Here is a 15968-nt window from a genome sequence, read left to right on the forward strand (position 1 = left end):
CCTTACATCGAACGACAGAAACCGGGGCCGATCGCTCGAAGCGATCGGCCCCGATTTCTTGTCATGGACTCAGGCGAAGTCCTGCCGCAAGCGAGTCTTGAGAAGCTTTCCACTTGCGTTGCGTGGCAGCTCCTCGACGAACCGAACTGCACTGGGGCACTTGAAGTGAGCCAGCCGCTCGCGTGACCACTCGATGATCTCAGCTTCGGTGGCAGCAGAATCGCCGGCTCGAACGACCACCGCAATGGGAGTCTCACCCCATCGATCGGAGTGAACGCCGACCACTGCGACTTCCCGGATTCCAGGGTGCCCCGAGAGAACGCTCTCCACCTCGGCGGGATAGACGTTCTCACCGCCGGAGACGATCATGTCCTTGAGACGGTCGTGGAGGTAGAGGTAACCGTCCTCGTCGAACGATCCTCCGTCTCCAGTTCGGAGCCAGTCTCCGTCCAACATGGTGGTCGCCGTCGCTGCCTCGTTGCGCCAGTAGCGTTTCATGACGTGAGCGCCGCCGATGACGACCTCGCCGCGGCTACCGACCGGGACGTCCTCGAGCGTCACGGGATCGACGATGCGGATGGGTACGCCGAACATCGGCTGCCCGACGGACTTCAACCTATGCGCGGTCGACTCGTCGGTCGCCCGATGGTCTTCGGGCGTGAGCATGGTGACGCCTCCGGTTGACTCGGTGAGTCCGTATGCCTGCAGGAAACTACATCCGAACACCTTGGTCGCATCTTGCAACAGGGGCAGTGGCATCGGCGCGGCTCCGTAGACCAGGAACTGCAGGGCACTCCAATCTGCCTCGCGCACAGCAGGAAGGGAGGTCAGGACGCTGATCACCGCGGGAACGGCGACCGCATGCGTGACCTTGTACTCCTGCATCAGCGCGACGAGTTCGAGAGGCCCGGCGATGGTCTCGAGAAGTAGAGCGCCACCGCCGAGCGTCGTGACGAGGGCAAGACCGAGCCCCGCGACGTGAAAGAACGGAACCGGGCACATAGCCACGGAGTCGGTGTCGAGATCGAGCAGGTGATACATGGTGGCGAGGGCTCGGCCGAGGTTGGCGCCGGTGAGCTCGATTCCCTTGGGGTGACCGGTGGTTCCCGACGAGTAGAAGATCAGCGCTGTGTCGTCGGGACGGCGCGACGACCCTGGATCTTCGTCCCCGACACCGGACAGCCAGTCGTTCCACGAGACCGAGTTTCCGGCGCCGTCGACTGTGACGACGGTTCGGACGCTACCGACCGCCGCCGCGACGTCGGAGAGGCCCTCATCGCCTGCTCCGAGGACGACGACGGTCGGCTCGCTGTTGCTCAGGATGTAGTCGACCTCACCCGGTGCCAGCCGATTGTTGACGGCCGTCAGAATCGAGCCCATCTTCGAAGATCCGTACAAGGCGGAGAGGAAGGACGGTGCGTTGGCGCCGATGTACGCCACCCGGTCGCCGGGTCGAACACCATCGCGCAGAAGTGCGTTCGCCACTCGGTTGGCTTCGATGTCCAGCTCGCGAAAGCTGGTTCGACCGTCATCGGAGATGACGGCGGTGCTGTCCGGGCTCGCAATAGCCCGGCTGCGGAGTAGGTCTTCCAGATTCTGTACCGGACGTCCGTCGGGCAGGAGCGCGTTCACGGAAGGTTCACGGGCGGCGGGTTCACGGGTGGCAGTCGAATCTACGGCCGTCGGCTGAGTTGTCATGCTGAATGCTCCAATCTGAAGGGGGCAAAGACAGGGGGTTCGAAAATGCCGGCGGGAGCGGCGAGTACATGCTCGACGGCGCGTAGTGCCGGGCCTGCGGTGATGAACTGACCGGCTGTTGTGCGACTGTTCGGATCTCGCGGTTCGACCAGATTGACGGTCATCACGATCTCGGGTTTACCGAAAAGGTGGACTTCCCATTGGTCCCGTCTCGCGTATTCCTCGCGATCAGGTTCCATGGTCCAGATGATGGCGAGGGTGAGGAACTGCTTTCCGTCGACCATTGCGTGCCAGCGCCATTCGGTGGTTCCGACGGTTCCGGCCGCTATGCGCCCGGCAGCGACGTCGAGATCCGTACGCGCGGGGAGTGCCTTGTGATCGGAGACGACCTCGTCGTAGGTGACGCCCAGGCGCTCGCACATGAACGCGATGGTCTCGAGGTACAGCGACGCGTACAGCGAGGGCAACGGCCCGGTTCCGTCCAGTTCCTCCGGGGGCGAGCCCATTCCCATGACGGTGAACGCGAAGTCGGGGTCGGGCATGCCGCGAGCGTCGAGCACCTCGTCGATCGTGATTCGGTCGAGTTCGATCGATGTTCCCGTCAGAGCCAACGCCAATCGCTCGCCGATGACACCTGGGCTCACACCAACCCCGTAGAGCGTCGAATCTCCTTCCTTACATGCTTGGGCGAACATGTGCTCGCGCTCGGTGCCGTGTGCGCGGGGGAAGTGCTGCCCGGCCGTCGTGATCACGTTGATCCCGGCTCGAAGCAGACGGCACAGATCGTCGTCGTGGCGTTCGTACGGAATCTGTAACCGCGGACTGTGGATGAGAACCTGTGGGCGCGAGTGGATAATCTCGTCCACGTCACGTGTAGCGATCACACCCGTCGGTGCGCGTCTGGCGATGTCACCGGCGTCTCGACCTGCCTTGGCGTCGCTGTAGACGTACAGGCCGACCAACTCGAGGTCGGGACGATCGATGATTCCGCGCAGCGCCGTCTTGCCGATGGCGCCGGTCGCCCACTGGGCAACGCGAATCGGATCGCTCATGATCGGGTGGTCAGTTCGCCGGCGAAGAGGAGCTTGCCCAGTCCGCGTTCGTACCGAATCGGGTCGCGGGACAGGCGCGCACGTGCGTCGATTGCCATGAAATCGGTGTCGCACGTCCACTCGCCGCGTTGCATGGCGGCGAGTCCGGTTGCCGCGATGTCGAGGGGGTTTTCCTTGTGGCCCTGCACATGTGACGCCATGCGGGTGTCGACGCTGCCGACGATCAACGACGTGACAGTGATGCCGTGCGGTTCGAGTTCGGCGCGAGCGATTCCGCCGAGAGACAGAGCAGCCGCCTTGGCCGGTGAATAGCCACCCATGAAAGCGGTCGGAGCGATTGCGGCCACGGACAGGACGTTGACTATCGATCCTCCGCCACGGGCGGCGAGCACTGGCGCGAAGGCTCGGATCATCGTCAGAGGTCCGAAGTAGTTGACCTCCATCTCGGCGCGAGCGGCGTCTCGGTCGTCGGCCTCGATCAACCGATTCCCGGTGAACAGTCCGGCGTTGTTGACGACGACCGTGGTGTCACCGCACGCACTGGCCGCTGCGTCGACGAGTCCTGGATCGGTCACGTCGAGTTCGACGATGTGCACTCCCGTGGCTCGCAGCTCGGCCGGTGCCTCGTCGGGATTTCTCACCCCCGCATAGATTTTGGATGCGCCCATCAACTTCGCCTGCTGGACGAAGGCCAACCCGAGGCCTCGATTGGCGCCGGTGACGAGGACGGTCGCACCCTCGACCGGAGTTCCGCGAAAGGTTGTCATGAGTTCTCCTGTGTCTGCCGGGTGTAGATGAGGTCGTCGGGAAATTTCTTGCTCTTCTTCAATGACGATTCGGGTGCGAGCATCCCGAAGATCCAGCCTTCGGTAGTGGCCATGTCGTGGTTCCAGTCCCACCGCAGTGCGCGGTGGCGGATTCCCCACCTGCCGTCCTCGAAGCCGAAGCGGTCGATCAAGCGCGCCGAGGTGAGTGTGTCGGCTATGCCGTCCGAGTGCTTGATTCGTGCGAATGCGAGCACGTAGGACTCGACCCGTGCGGTGTCCCCGTCGAGTTCGATCAAGACGTTGGTCAGGGCGTGGGTCGTCAGCGACCGCGGGTGCGTTATGGCCCCGGCGATGTGGTCGACGTACTCGTCGGCAGTGCCGGTGAAGACCCCGCCGTGGTCTTCGGTTGCGCCGGGTAGGTAGCACTGCCGGGCGTCCTCGACGTCGCCGCGATCTGCGGCTCGGAGGAAACGCGCCAGAACTTCGTAGATTTCCTGCTTGGCGACGAGGGCTTCGATCGGGCTGTACTCCCGAGTGCCCGGGCCCCCGCCGGTATCGACTGCGCGAATGTCGTTGGACCTCACGATGATGTCCCTTCTCGGCCCCGGAGCGGAGCCGCACGTTGACGGAGTGCCTCTGCTTACTGTAGTAATCTCTATCACACTGTTAATTGAAGTGTCACGAGGAGGTGAACCAATGCTTGGAACCACACCACCCGCACAACCCGCGAATGACCCGGTCGTACTCACGCTTTCCGGCGTGTCGATCGAATTCGGCGGTGTCACCGCTCTCGACGACGTCGGCTTCGACGTCCGCGCCGGACAGATCTGCGGGCTCATCGGACCCAACGGCGCTGGTAAGACCACGCTGTTCAACTGCATCACAAGGATTTACGAGCCGAGCCGGGGCGTCATCACCTGGCAGGGAACCGATCTACTCGGGCTGCGCCCCTATGCGCTCGCCTCGGCCGGGATCGCTCGAACCTTCCAGAATCTCGCACTGTTCAGCGGCATGAGCGTCTTCGACAACACCATGGTCGGCGGGTCGTCTCGGGGTCGCTTCGGACTGGCGAGCGGGCTTCTCGGCTGGCCTCCAGCGCGCGCTCGAGTCCGAGAACTGCGAGAGAAGGCCTGGTATCTGCTCGAACGCCTCGAACTCGTCGACGTCGCGAACGCACCTGCGGCAGGCCTTCCGTTCGGAACACTCAAGCGCGTCGAACTGGCGCGAGCATTGATGTCCGAGCCGTCGCTACTCCTGCTGGACGAACCTGCCGGTGGGCTCACGCACAGTGAAGTCAAGGAACTGGGAGAACTGATCGTCTCCCTCCGCGACGACTTCGGCTTCGGTGCGCTTCTGGTCGAACACCACATGGGATTGGTGCTCGGGATCTCCGATCACGTTGTCGCCCTGAACTTCGGTCACAAGATTGCCGAGGGCACTCCGGCGCAGATCCAGCAGGATGACGCCGTGATCAACGCGTACCTGGGACGTGCCGCATGACGCTGTTGAAGGTCGACGATCTGCATGCCGGCTACGGGCGCGGCAATGTACTGCACGGGGTTTCGCTAGACGTCGAACCTGGTGGGGTCGCTGTTGTTCTCGGTGCGAACGGCGCCGGAAAGACCACCATGATGCGTGCGCTGGCCGGGTTGATTCCGCATCAGGGAACGATCACCTTCAACGGTTCGCCGTTGGGGTCCAAACCGGAACGCGCCGTGGCTGCCGGCGTGAGCCTCGTCCCGCAAGGCCGCGGAACTCTCGGTCAACTGTCCGTCCGCGACAACCTGCTCGTCGGCGCTGCGTTGCGTAAGGACAAGGCGGAGATCGCAGCCGACATCGAGCGGTGGTGCGAGACGTTTCCGGTACTCGGTCGTCGCTCGACGCAACTGGCGGGCTCACTCTCGGGCGGCGAACAGCAGATGCTCGCGGTCGCACGCGCATTGATGAGCCGTCCCACACTGCTTCTGTGCGACGAACCCAGCCTGGGGCTGGCACCCATCGTCATCGCCGAATTGTTCGACACGCTCGGTGCGATCAACCGCAGCGACGGAACTGCACTGCTGATCGTGGAACAGAATGCCGACCTCGCAATGAAACTCGCGTCGAAGGTCTTCCTGCTCGACGTAGGCACCATCGTCGCTGCCGGAACGCCCGAGGAATTTCGTTCCGACGACGTCGTGCGCAGCGCTTACCTCGGGTACCAGGAGTAAACGGTGACACTCTTTCTCGAACGACTCATCTCCGGATTGACCAATGGGTCCATCTACGCAATTCTCGCCCTCGCACTGGTCGTGGTGTTCCGCGCCACCGGCACGATCAACTTCGCTCAGGGTGAGTTGGCCCTGTTCACGACCTTCGTGGCGTGGTGGCTCACGACGATGTCCTGGCCGATCTGGGGCGCGATCGGAGCGGCTCTCGCTCTCGGCTTCCTGCTCGGTGCATTGATGGAGCGCCTGCTGATCCGGCCGGTTCAGCGGAGAAGCGACATGGCCGTGCTGATCGTGGCACTGGGATTGTTCACCGGGCTCAACTCGTTGGCCGGAATGCTGTGGGGGAGCGATACGAAGATCATGCCGAGTCCGTTCCCCAACGGTCCGACCGATTACATCTCGGTGGGCGGTGCGCGTGTGTACGGCGACGCGCTGGGTGTACTCGTGGCGCTGGTTGTCCTACTTGTGTTGATGTCCTTGCTCTTTCGCAAGACCAGGGTTGGTCTGCACATGCGCGCTGTCGCGGACAACGCCGAATCGGCAACCCTCGCTGGAGTTCCGACCAGCCGGATACTCGCAATCGGTTGGGGTGTTGCGGCAGCGATCGGCGCACTGGCCGGTGTCCTGGTCACTCCGCTCTCGCCGCAACAACTCGGTCTCACGACCATGTTTCCGATCTTCATCGCAGCATCTGCGGCCGCACTGTTCGGAGGACTCGACAGTCTTGTCGGTGCCGTGGTCGGTGGGTTGACGATCGGTGTCCTGGAATCGATGCTCAGCGGCTACATTTCGGCCATCGGCGGTTCGCTTCAGCAGACCTCCGCTCTGCTGATCATCGTGGTGATCCTGTTCGTCAGACCCAATGGACTGTTCGGTACCAAGAAACTGGAGCGAGTATGACGACGCTTGCCGAGAGAAATGAACCCGCCGTCGCCGAAAAGGCGGTCAGGCAGCCGCGTGTGGTGGTCGCCGGATCGACGTCGTACCGGTTACTCCAGATGGGGCTGTTGGTGGCAGCCGTCTGTGCTTTGCTTCTCGCTTCACAAAGTGCGCCGTTTCGCGTAGGGCAGTTCACGAGCGTCTTCATCATCGCGATTGCCATTGCGGGACTGAATATCGTCAGTGGATACACGGGACTGCTGTCGATCGGGCATTCTGCCTTCTTCGGCCTCGGCGCGTACACGACCGGCGTGCTGATCGTCGATCGCGGATACTCGCCGTTGACCACGATCCCGATGGCAGTCGTATTATGTTTTGTACTAGGGCTTCTCGTCGGTCTTCCGTCGTTGCGGATCAAGGGGCTGTATCTGGCTCTCGTGACACTCGCTGTCGCTGTGGCGTTTCCCGAAGTGATCCGCAAGACCGGCGATCTGACCGGTGGTGCTGCCGGAATGGTGGTTCGTGCAAATCTACTGGTCCCGCCGAAATGGACTGGTTTGACTCGCGCGGACACCTATCTCTGGATCTTCTGGGTGTCGGTCGTGACGCTGGCAATTGTCATGCTCCTGATTCGCAATCTCGTCAAGAGTCGATTCGGTCTGGCTATGGTCGCGGTGCGCGACAACGAGATTGCGGCGAGCGCAAACGGCATCAACGTCGCGCGGGTCAAGATTCTCGCTTTCGGGCTTTCCGGCGCGATCACCGGCCTGGGAGGTTCGCTCTTCACGATGTACATCGGCGCGCTCTCGCCGGAATCCTTCTCGCTGATGAAGTCGATCGAATTCATCACAGGGCTGGTGTTGGGCGGAATCGCAACCCAATTCGGCCCGATCGTGGGGGCAACGGCAGTGGTGTTCCTGCCGTACTACACCGGAAGCGTCACCGACGGCCCCGTGTCGGGAGTGGTGTTCGGCGCGGTGCTGATCGCGATCGTGTTCTTGATGCCGGACGGAATCGTCGGCCGGATCAACAGCGTCCTACGACGATTCGTCCTCGTGGTTCCCGCAGATCATCCCAAGTATCGCGAAGGCGAGCCTCGCACCTGAACAACATCTCCCTCGCCCACTCTCGTTTCTCTCAACTCACAGCAAGGAACTGGACGACATGAAAAGGCAGACCACGATTCCCGCAGTCATCGCCGCTGCGGCACTACTCCTTACGGCCTGCGGAGGTAGCTCCGATGCAGAGAGCAACACGTCGACATCAGCCGGTGCAGTCTCGGTCGACGACTGCAGCGATCCCAGCGGTGCCGCAGCGCCGATCACCGACAAACTGACGGTGGGATGGAGTGGGCCGACGTCCGGCCCGCTCGCCGACGCCGTCGGCAACGTGATCGAAGGAATGCGAGCACGGTTCGAGGTGGCGAACGCGGCCGGCGGTGTCGGCGGTGTCAAACTCGACGTGGTGGTCAAGGACGATGCCTTCTCTCCGGAACGGGCCAAAGCCAATGTCGGAGAGTTCATTCAGAAGGACAAGGTCGATGTTCTGGGCACGTTCGGAGCCGGCCAGTTGAACGCCATCGCGGACGATCAGACCACTGCCTGTGTGCCACTGCTGTTTGCGCAGGCAGGGATGCCGGAGTTCCGGGTCATCGAAGACTTCCCGTGGACAACGGAGTATCTCCCGGATCCGGGCATCGAGATGGAAGTAGTCGTCGAGAGCCTGAAGAAGAAGTATCCGGACGGCGCCAAGGTCGCATTGGCTACGAACCAGACCGAGTCGGGACAGGGAATCGCCAACGGCTTCAAGTCGGCGATCGAAGGAACCAACTTCGAGATTGCAGCCGAGGAGGCGTTGACCGACCCCAAGACGGCGGCATCGACCCTCAAGGCCAGTGGCGCCGAAGTGTTGGTGGTAGCTGGTGTCACCACTGACTGCCTCGCGATCACTCAGGCGATCGGACGTGTCGGATGGAAGCCCGACACCGTGATTCAGCCGTCGAATTGCGTCGACGGTGCGACCCTGTACGCGCCCGCCGGTGATGCTGCAGACGGGCAGCAGGTGATGGTGTGGCTCAAGGATCCCAATAACGCTCTCTACAAGGACGACGCGGCGGTACGTGACTACCTAGCGGGTGCAGCTGCTCACGGTGCCGATTCCCCGACCAACAGCTACACCGTGAACGGCTGGGCCATCGGTGACCTGTTGGTGGACAACTTCACTCGGGCCTCCGAATCTTCTGACGGACTCTCTCGTGCCACCATCATGAGTGCCGCGCGTACGCAGGACTACCACCCGCCGATGTTCATCGACGGAATCAAGTTCACCATGACCGCCGACCATGCGCTGGGAATCCTGGCATTCCAGCCGTTCGAGTGGAATGCCGCTACCCAGGCGTTCGAGAAGCAGGGCGACGTGATCGACATTTCCGGCCGTTACGAGAACTGAAGCGAGTGCGCGCATGAACAAGACACACAGGGGATTGCATCCTCGTGGCAAGGTGGACGAATACACCTCGAAGGGGTGGTGGTCCGACGAGACGATCGATCAGGTGTTCCGGGCGCAGGTGCGGGCCCGCGGCGACGAACTCGCGGTAGTTGATCCGGCGAACCGGAGCGAGTTGTCCGGCGGAGATCCACGACGCCTCAGTTGGAATCAACTGGAGAGCGAAGTCATCGCGCTCGCTGCCCGCTTCTCCGAGGTGGGTTTGGGCCGGGGAGATGTTCTGGGCGTGCAGATGCCGAACACCGTCGAACTGGTCGAGGTTTATCTTGCAGCGTGGTCGCTGGGGATCGTGGTCTCACCCTTGCCGATGCAGTACCGCGAACGTGAAGTGGAAGGAATGGCAAACCAGGCGGCGTTTGCAGCATTTGTCACCGTACCCAGTTTCGGTGACAGACTCCCCGCTACGGAGATCGCTGCAATCAGATCCCGGATTCCTTCTCTGAGATCGGTGTTCGCCTACGCTCCCGCGTCCGAGCTTGCGGCTCAGCTTCCCGCCGGCGTCGTGGGACTGAGTCCTCGGACTGCCACCGAAGCACAGCGCAGTGAACTGGTGGAACGAAACACCGAAGATCCCAACGACCCCAACGATGCGATGACGATCTGTTGGACCTCCGGGACCGAAAGCGAACCGAAGGGGGTCCCACGTTCGCACTACGAGTGGCTGGCCATCTGCTGGGCCACGATCGACGCTCCCGACATCGTCGTCGGCGACGTCTTGTTGAACCCGTTCCCGATGGTCAACATGGCCGGAATCAACGGAATGTTCCTGCCGTGGCTCCGCACGGGATGTGTACTGGTACAACATCACCCGTTCGACCTTCGAGTGTTCCTCGGGCAGATCGAGGCCGAGCGAGTGACGTACACAGTAGCGCCGCCTGCGCTGTTGTGGATGCTGCTCGCCGACGAGTCGATGCTCGCGGCGGTCGACCTGTCGAGCTTGACTCGGATCGGTTCGGGTTCGGTGCCACTACAACCTCCGATGGTGCGGGGATGGCAGGAGCGATACGGAATCGGAGTCATCAACTTTTTCGGATCAAACGAAGGCATCAGTCTGCTCTCCTCGCCTGCGGACATGCCGGATCCGGACGACCGCGCACGGTACTTCCCCCGCTTCGGTGTCGAAAACTTCCGTTGGAGCACCAGGATCTCGGACTGGATGGACGTGCGCTTGGTCGACGTGGTCACCGGCGAGGACATCACCGAAGTCGGGCACCCGGGTGAGTTGCGAATCAGTGGACCGACTGTCTTCGCCGGCTACCTCGGCGATCGACCGTCGCCGTTCGACGAACGCGGATTCCTCTGCACCGGAGATATCTTCGAGATCGCCGGTGATCAAGGGCAGTTCCTCCGCTACCTGGATCGAGGCAAGGATCTCGTGATCCGCGGCGGAATGAACATCGCCCCAGCCGAACTGGAGGGATTGATCGCCGAGCATCCGGCAGTTGCGGATGTGGCCGTCATCGGCGACCCCGACGAAGTGCTCGGTGAGCGTGTGGCGGCAGTGGTCACGCTGCGGCCCGAGACGGAACTCGAACTGGACGCTCTGGTCGCGTTCCTGAAGGACAAGCGCATCGCGTCGTACAAGCTTCCCGAACGGCTGGAGATTCGGAAAGAGTTGCCGCGCAATTCGACCGGAAAGATCCTCAAGCGTGAACTTCGACAGAAGAGTGTGGCATGAGTGTGATGAACGACAGTGAAAAACTTGCGCTGGCGCGTGAGATGTTCCAGGCCTGGGACGTCATGGATTGGACACGCGTCGTCGACCTGTTTGCCGAGGACGGTGTGCTCCACAGCGTGATGCAGGAACCGCTTGTCGGCAAAGAGGCCGTCGCGGGCCGAATTGCATTGCTGGCAAGCAAGTGTGAATGGATCACCCTGAAGATCGAGTCGCTCGGCGTGATCGGCGGCAGGGTTTTCGTGCAGAGAGTCGACGACTTCCACTTCGACGGTACCCACGGCGTCGTGCCTGTTGTCGGAATCCTCACCATGGCAGACGGGCGGATCACCGAGTGGCTCGAATACTACGACCGTCCGACGCTGTTGAAGGGAATGGGTCTTGTCTCCGATTTCGAATAACGGGATTTCGAGTAGCGGGATTTCGAAGAGTAGATTGCCGACTGTCGACATCTCCCTGGGTTTGTGGCAGGACCGTCCGCCGCGCGAGGTGACCGTCACTGCGCGCCTTGCCGACAAACTGGGGTTCGGCCGAGTGTGGGTGGGGGAGATGGCGACGTACGACGCCTTTGCGTTGGCTACGTCGGTCGGCGCCGGCTTCGAGCGCTCCGAGTTGGTGGTCGGCCCGCTGGCAGTGACGGTTCGTGATCCGGCGATGATCGCGATCGGGGCGGCGTCGGTAGCGGACTTGACCGGGCGTCACGTGTCGATCGCGTTGGGAACGTCCAGCACTGTCGTGGTCGAAAAATGGCATGGGCGAAGCAGATCCGGGGCAGCACGTGCACTCGCGGAGTCCGCCCGCGGTGTGCGAGCGCTGATGAACGGCGAGCGGGGCGAAGTCGCCGGAACGGTGATGCGGACCAGTGGATACCGACTGCGTCTTCAGCCGCCGGGTGGCCGGTTGATCGTTGCGGCATTCGGAGACAAGGCGCTTCGGGCCGCCGTGGAGTTGGGTGACGAACTGGTGCTCAATCTGGTGAGTGCGGAGCAGGCCGGTCGTCTGATTTCGCGATGCAAGGAGATCGCGGCCGAGTTGAAAACGGGCATGCCCGTCGTGTCGGTGTGGGCACCGGCTGCTGTCGCCGAGAATGGACCGTCGCAGGCGTCGATCGATCAACTCAGACGTGGGCTTGTGCCGTATCTCGCTGCCCCCGGGTACTCGGACATGTTCGTCCGTGCCGGCTTCGCGGACGTGATCGAGGCAGCGAGGGCCGGAGCCGCGCCGCGAGAGCTCTTGAGTCAGGTCTCCGACGCCATGGTGGCGACGGTGGGAATAGTGGGAACAGCGGCCGACGCTCGCGCGCAACTCGAGGCGTACCGAGCGGCGGGCGTGGACACCGTTGTAGCCGTGCCGTCATCCACTGATTCGGACCCGGCCGGGCAAGTGACCATGGAACTTCTCGCCGAGATGGCATGACGAATCCCCGAAGAACTTACTCTCAGGTAAGTTCGTCGGGGATATGTCGAATCGGAGGAGTTGCCGTGAGTGATCGTGTTCGTGTCGAGATAGTGCAGTCGGTGGCGTACGTGACGTTGAACCGGCCGGAGAAACTCAACGGTCTCGATCTGGACATGCTCGACGCGCTGGTGAATGCCGCTCGAACGATCGAGAGCGATCGTTCGATTCGGGGCGTAGTTCTGCAAGGCGCGGGTGACGCATTCTCTGCCGGATTGGATTTTGCTTCTGCCGGCAAGCAACCGAGGCGGATGGCAAGGGCCTTTGCGAAGTTTCCAGGTCAGAAGACCAACTTGTTTCAACGCGCGTGCTGGGTATGGCGCGAATTGCCCGTGCCGGTCATCGCGATCGTTCACGGCCACTGTTTCGGCGGGGGACTGCAATTGGCGCTCGCCGCAGACTTTCGATTCGCCACCCCTGATTGCACGTTCTCGGTAATGGAGGCGAAGTGGGGATTGATTCCAGACATGACCGGGACGGTCACGACGCGCGAACTCGCGGCAATAGATGTCGTGAAACGCCTAGCCATGACGGCGGAACTGTTCGATGGAAATCAAGCTCTCGAGTGGGGTTTCGTGAGCGGAGTCAGCGACAACCCGATCAAGCCGGCGCAGGAACTGCTGTCGCAGATCATGACTCGCTCGCCGGACGCCGTCGCAGCAACGAAGACGTTGTTGCACAGGACCTGGAACCGATCGCCTCGCTGGGCATTTTGGATCGAATCACGGATCCAACTGGCTTTGATGAGGGGTAAAAATCACAAGATCGTGCGCACCGCGAACGGTGTGAAGAAGTTGCCGGAGTTCGCCATTCGAAAGTTCGGCTGACGAACTCCGGCATCGCGGCGCCGTGCGGCGTCCACGTCGAGGTCGATCACAGCATCAAATCTCGTCCCGATCGGTCTTTGATGAGCGTCGTGGCGACGAATGACACCGCTGCCAGCAAAGCGAGGTAGATCGAGATGGCCAGAGTGCCACCGGTCTTGCCGAGGAGCCACTGCGCGACGGTGGGTGCGAAGGCGCCGCCGAAGATGGTTCCGACGGCGTAGGAGATCGACGCGCCGCTGTAGCGGATCGAGGCCGGGAACAGCTCGGCGAACAACGCCGGTTGGGGTCCGTACGAAAGCCCGAGTCCAACCGAGAAGAGAATCATCGCCACATAGATCCAGCCGAGATTTCCGGTGTCGATGAGGAGGAAGAACGGCACCGCGAACAGGACCATCGCGAGGTTGCCCACGTTCATTACCGTGGTGCGGCCGCGTCGGTCCGACCAGTAGGCGCCGATCATGGTGAACACACCCCATGTGACGGCACTGGCGAGCGTGGCAATCAGTAGTTCCGTCTTACCCAGACCGTACGTCTTGGTTGCGTACGCGACGATGAATCCACCGATCACCATGTAGCCGTTGCCGTTTGTGCCGATGAAGGACAGGGCTGCGAGTACGACCTGCTTCGGGTGCTTCTTGAACAGCGTGCGGATAGGCGTATTGCTCTCGGAGCGGCGTTCCTTGAGTTCGGCGAATACGGGTGACTCGCTGACCCGGCTTCGGATGTAGAAGCCGACGCCGATCAACACGACGCTGAGCAGGAACGGCACTCGCCATCCCCAGGTGGTGAACTGTTCTTCCGTGAGGGTGAACGTGCACAGTGCCAAAACACCGGTGGCGAGCAACATTCCGAGCGGTACACCCATCTGGACGAATGCTCCGAAGAATCCTCGGCGTTTGGTGGGTGCGTGTTCGACGGCAAGTAGAGCGGCCCCGCCCCATTCGCCGCCCGTCGAGAATCCCTGCACGATTCGGAGAAGTATCAGCAGGATCGGCGCCCAGATTCCGATGGAGGCATACGTCGGCAGCACGCCGATCAGGACCGTCGCGGCGCCCATCATTGCCAGAGTTGCCACCAGCACGCGCTTTCGGCCGAGTCGATCACCGAGATAGCCGGCGACGATGGCGCCGAGTGGACGGAAGACGAAGCTGATGCCGACCGTGACGTAGGAGACGATCTGGCCTGCCGAGCCCATCGGCTTGAAGAACAGGTCGGCAAAGATCAGCGCTGCGGCTTGGGCGTAGATGAAGAAGTCGTACCACTCGACGGTGGTGCCGACCATCGACGCCATCGCGGCGCGATCGTACTCCTTTGCGGCGGGTTTGGTGCCAGTTCTGGTTGTGGTCATCGAGCTACTTTCTGCCATTCACGTGTTCCACCGAGGAGGTGAACTGCGAAGTCGGAACAGGGGAGAAATACTGTTCGATCTGCGACGTTGCCGGTGTGCTCGATGCATGCTTTTGGCTGATTCGGAGCGTTCCTGCGCGATCCCATTGTCGATATCGTCAACCGAATGATCGGTAGGTAATGAATTATGCAGAAGTGTGAGCGTCAGCACAAGAGATGTCGGAAAGGTCTGACTATCCGGTGCGGAGTGTGCGAGAAATCGGGCGCTCAGTTTTGGGGCGACGCGGCAATGCGCAGGTCGATTTCCCGAGCGCTGAGTAGGTGGTCGAGGACAAGAACCGCGCAGCCGAGAATGCCGGACTGTGCGCCGTGGCTGACCGATGCGATCTGCAGCTTTCGGGTGGCAAGCGCCGTTGCATTGCCGTACACGGACTCTCGAAGCCCGGCGAGGAAGAGTTCGTCGGCCTCGGCCATGTCGCCGCCGATGATCAGGACCTCGGGATTGAGGAGGTTGACCGCGCCCGAAATGACGTCGCCGATCAGTCGACCGCTGCTTCTGATGAGCCGGCGGGCTTCGCTGTCACCGTCCAGGGCGAGGCGGACAACGTCACGCACATGCCCGACGCTCCGACCTTGATCTCGAAGGGCGTGCACGAGAGCCCAACCGCTGGCGACGGTTTCGACGCAGCCGACGTCGCCGCACCGACATTTCATTCCCCGCGCCGCAGCGGTTTTCGTGTGCCCGATCTCGCCGGATGCTCCGAGTGAACCGCGTTGGAGGACTCCGCCCAGGACGATTCCCGCGCCCAGGCCGGTCGATGCCTTGATCATCAGGAGGTTGGGCGCGCTCTCGCGTCGTTCGCTCAATTCGGCCAGAGCCATCACGTTGGCATCGTTGTCGGCGAACAGCGGTGCCGTCGTCACCGATGCCAGGTAGGGGGCAAGAGCAACTCCGTCCCATCCCGCCATCATCGGGGAATCGAGGCTGGCTCCTGCAGCGACGTCGACGGTTCCGGGAATGCTCAGTCCTACTCCGATGACTTCGGTGGACTTGCGCTGGCCCCGGGCCAGGAGTGACGAGAGATGCTCGGCAATTTCGGGCATCAGTTCGTCCGGGCCGACTCCGACCGACTTGTCGATGTCTTCCGCTGCGAGGATCGTGCCCGCCAGGTCGGTGACGGCAAGTTGTGCCCGCGATCGACCGATCGCCACGACGAGAACCACGCCGGACGCCTTTGCGAACGTGAGAGTGGACGGCGGCCGTCCGCCCGTCGACGGTCCCTCGTCGTCATCGGCGATCAATCCAAGCGATTGAAGTGCCGCAACCCTGGCCGATACTGCTGTCCTGGATAGGCCGGTGAGCTTCCCGATCTCGCTGCGAGTGGTCGCTGAACCGCTGCGTATCAGCGTGAATACCTCTCCTGCGGTAGCCGGAGTTGTGGACGGTCGGGTCATTGTCCTATTCAAGCATTCCTTGTCGGCAACTTCAGCGTGCGAAAGTTGCCCTACTTTGTTCACAAAAAGACTTAAGTAAGTCTTGTGCAAAAGCAGAA

Annotated in this window: 15 protein-coding genes; 9 read left to right on the plus strand and 6 right to left on the minus strand. The window is 62.1% G+C overall.

Annotated elements, in window-relative coordinates; translation table 11 throughout:
• Positions 1–69: 69 nt before the first annotated feature.
• The 4 genes from ACFWEM_RS07670 to ACFWEM_RS07685 are packed head-to-tail and all read right to left on the minus strand — an operon-like array spanning position 70 to position 4101.
• Entirely contained in the window at positions 70–1698 is a 1629-nt protein-coding gene (locus ACFWEM_RS07670; RefSeq protein ID WP_378532479.1) for a long-chain-fatty-acid--CoA ligase, read from the minus strand.
• Positions 1695–2750 carry a dihydrodipicolinate reductase gene (locus tag ACFWEM_RS07675; RefSeq protein ID WP_378532481.1) on the minus strand — a complete coding sequence of 352 codons (1056 nt, stop codon included), beginning with the start codon at positions 2748–2750 and terminating at the stop codon, positions 1695–1697. Before ACFWEM_RS07675 ends, ACFWEM_RS07670 begins: the two co-directional genes overlap by 4 nt.
• On the minus strand, positions 2747–3517 hold the full coding sequence (locus ACFWEM_RS07680; protein WP_378532483.1) for an SDR family oxidoreductase: 771 nt from the start codon (positions 3515–3517) through the stop codon (positions 2747–2749). Before ACFWEM_RS07680 ends, ACFWEM_RS07675 begins: the two co-directional genes overlap by 4 nt.
• Positions 3514–4101, minus strand: a complete 588-nt coding sequence (locus ACFWEM_RS07685) for a nuclear transport factor 2 family protein (protein WP_378532485.1) — start codon at positions 4099–4101, stop codon at positions 3514–3516. Before ACFWEM_RS07685 ends, ACFWEM_RS07680 begins: the two co-directional genes overlap by 4 nt.
• Before the next feature lie 112 nt (positions 4102–4213).
• On the opposite strand from ACFWEM_RS07685, the gene ACFWEM_RS07690 reads away from it, so the two are divergent.
• The 9 genes from ACFWEM_RS07690 to ACFWEM_RS07730 all read left to right on the plus strand — a co-directional run bounded on the left by ACFWEM_RS07690 (position 4214) and on the right by ACFWEM_RS07730 (position 13068).
• On the plus strand, positions 4214–5017 hold the full coding sequence (locus ACFWEM_RS07690; protein WP_378532487.1) for an ABC transporter ATP-binding protein: 804 nt from the start codon (positions 4214–4216) through the stop codon (positions 5015–5017).
• Positions 5014–5727 (plus strand): ABC transporter ATP-binding protein, encoded by a 714-nt coding sequence (locus tag ACFWEM_RS07695; RefSeq protein WP_378446353.1) that lies wholly within the window; start codon positions 5014–5016, stop codon positions 5725–5727. The genes ACFWEM_RS07690 and ACFWEM_RS07695 overlap by 4 nt, the downstream gene beginning before the upstream one ends.
• A gap of 3 nt (positions 5728–5730) precedes the next feature.
• Positions 5731–6627 carry a branched-chain amino acid ABC transporter permease gene (locus ACFWEM_RS07700; RefSeq protein WP_378532489.1) on the plus strand — a complete coding sequence of 299 codons (897 nt, stop codon included), beginning with the start codon at positions 5731–5733 and terminating at the stop codon, positions 6625–6627.
• Positions 6624–7712: a branched-chain amino acid ABC transporter permease gene (locus ACFWEM_RS07705; RefSeq protein ID WP_378532491.1), complete on the plus strand. Its 1089-nt coding sequence runs from the start codon at positions 6624–6626 to the stop codon at positions 7710–7712. Before ACFWEM_RS07700 ends, ACFWEM_RS07705 begins: the two co-directional genes overlap by 4 nt.
• 58 nt (positions 7713–7770) lie before the next feature.
• Positions 7771–9054 (plus strand): ABC transporter substrate-binding protein, encoded by a 1284-nt coding sequence (locus ACFWEM_RS07710; protein WP_378446355.1) that lies wholly within the window; start codon positions 7771–7773, stop codon positions 9052–9054.
• 13 nt (positions 9055–9067) lie between these two features.
• A complete protein-coding gene (locus tag ACFWEM_RS07715; protein ID WP_378532493.1) occupies positions 9068–10789 on the plus strand; it encodes a class I adenylate-forming enzyme family protein in 1722 nt (573 codons plus the stop codon).
• Positions 10786–11187: a nuclear transport factor 2 family protein gene (locus tag ACFWEM_RS07720; protein ID WP_378532495.1), complete on the plus strand. Its 402-nt coding sequence runs from the start codon at positions 10786–10788 to the stop codon at positions 11185–11187. The genes ACFWEM_RS07715 and ACFWEM_RS07720 overlap by 4 nt, the downstream gene beginning before the upstream one ends.
• A 34-nt stretch (positions 11188–11221) precedes the next feature.
• Positions 11222–12202 (plus strand): LLM class F420-dependent oxidoreductase, encoded by a 981-nt coding sequence (locus tag ACFWEM_RS07725; RefSeq protein WP_378532497.1) that lies wholly within the window; start codon positions 11222–11224, stop codon positions 12200–12202.
• Between the two features lie 65 nt (positions 12203–12267).
• Positions 12268–13068 (plus strand): crotonase/enoyl-CoA hydratase family protein, encoded by an 801-nt coding sequence (locus tag ACFWEM_RS07730; protein ID WP_378532499.1) that lies wholly within the window; start codon positions 12268–12270, stop codon positions 13066–13068.
• Between the two features lie 46 nt (positions 13069–13114).
• Here the strand turns inward: ACFWEM_RS07730 and ACFWEM_RS07735 are convergent, their stop codons facing one another.
• Together ACFWEM_RS07735 and ACFWEM_RS07740 are read right to left on the minus strand one after the other, a co-directional pair.
• Positions 13115–14416, minus strand: coding sequence for an MFS transporter (locus ACFWEM_RS07735; protein ID WP_378532501.1), 1302 nt, complete (start codon positions 14414–14416; stop codon positions 13115–13117).
• Positions 14417–14682: 266 nt separating this feature from the next.
• Positions 14683–15870, minus strand: a complete 1188-nt coding sequence (locus ACFWEM_RS07740; RefSeq protein ID WP_378532504.1) for an ROK family protein — start codon at positions 15868–15870, stop codon at positions 14683–14685.
• Positions 15871–15968: the final 98 nt, after the last annotated feature.

The sequence above is a fragment of the Rhodococcus sp. NPDC060176 genome (assembly GCF_042728675.1).
In the GTDB taxonomy this organism is placed as follows: domain Bacteria; phylum Actinomycetota; class Actinomycetes; order Mycobacteriales; family Mycobacteriaceae; genus Rhodococcus_F.

What these genes read in the sequence shown, in the direction of transcription:
- ACFWEM_RS07670 (WP_378532479.1), bottom strand. Translation starts at nt 1,698, where the DNA reads ATGACAACTCAGCCGACGGCCGTAGATTCGACTGCCACCCGTGAACCC.
- ACFWEM_RS07675 (WP_378532481.1), bottom strand. Translation starts at nt 2,750, where the DNA reads ATGAGCGATCCGATTCGCGTTGCCCAGTGGGCGACCGGCGCCATCGGC.
- ACFWEM_RS07680 (WP_378532483.1), bottom strand. Translation starts at nt 3,517, where the DNA reads ATGACAACCTTTCGCGGAACTCCGGTCGAGGGTGCGACCGTCCTCGTC.
- ACFWEM_RS07690 (WP_378532487.1), top strand. Translation starts at nt 4,214, where the DNA reads ATGCTTGGAACCACACCACCCGCACAACCCGCGAATGACCCGGTCGTA.
- ACFWEM_RS07695 (WP_378446353.1), top strand. Translation starts at nt 5,014, where the DNA reads ATGACGCTGTTGAAGGTCGACGATCTGCATGCCGGCTACGGGCGCGGC.
- ACFWEM_RS07705 (WP_378532491.1), top strand. Translation starts at nt 6,624, where the DNA reads ATGACGACGCTTGCCGAGAGAAATGAACCCGCCGTCGCCGAAAAGGCG.
- ACFWEM_RS07710 (WP_378446355.1), top strand. Translation starts at nt 7,771, where the DNA reads ATGAAAAGGCAGACCACGATTCCCGCAGTCATCGCCGCTGCGGCACTA.
- ACFWEM_RS07715 (WP_378532493.1), top strand. Translation starts at nt 9,068, where the DNA reads ATGAACAAGACACACAGGGGATTGCATCCTCGTGGCAAGGTGGACGAA.
- ACFWEM_RS07720 (WP_378532495.1), top strand. Translation starts at nt 10,786, where the DNA reads ATGAGTGTGATGAACGACAGTGAAAAACTTGCGCTGGCGCGTGAGATG.
- ACFWEM_RS07735 (WP_378532501.1), bottom strand. Translation starts at nt 14,416, where the DNA reads ATGACCACAACCAGAACTGGCACCAAACCCGCCGCAAAGGAGTACGAT.
- ACFWEM_RS07740 (WP_378532504.1), bottom strand. Translation starts at nt 15,870, where the DNA reads ATGACCCGACCGTCCACAACTCCGGCTACCGCAGGAGAGGTATTCACG.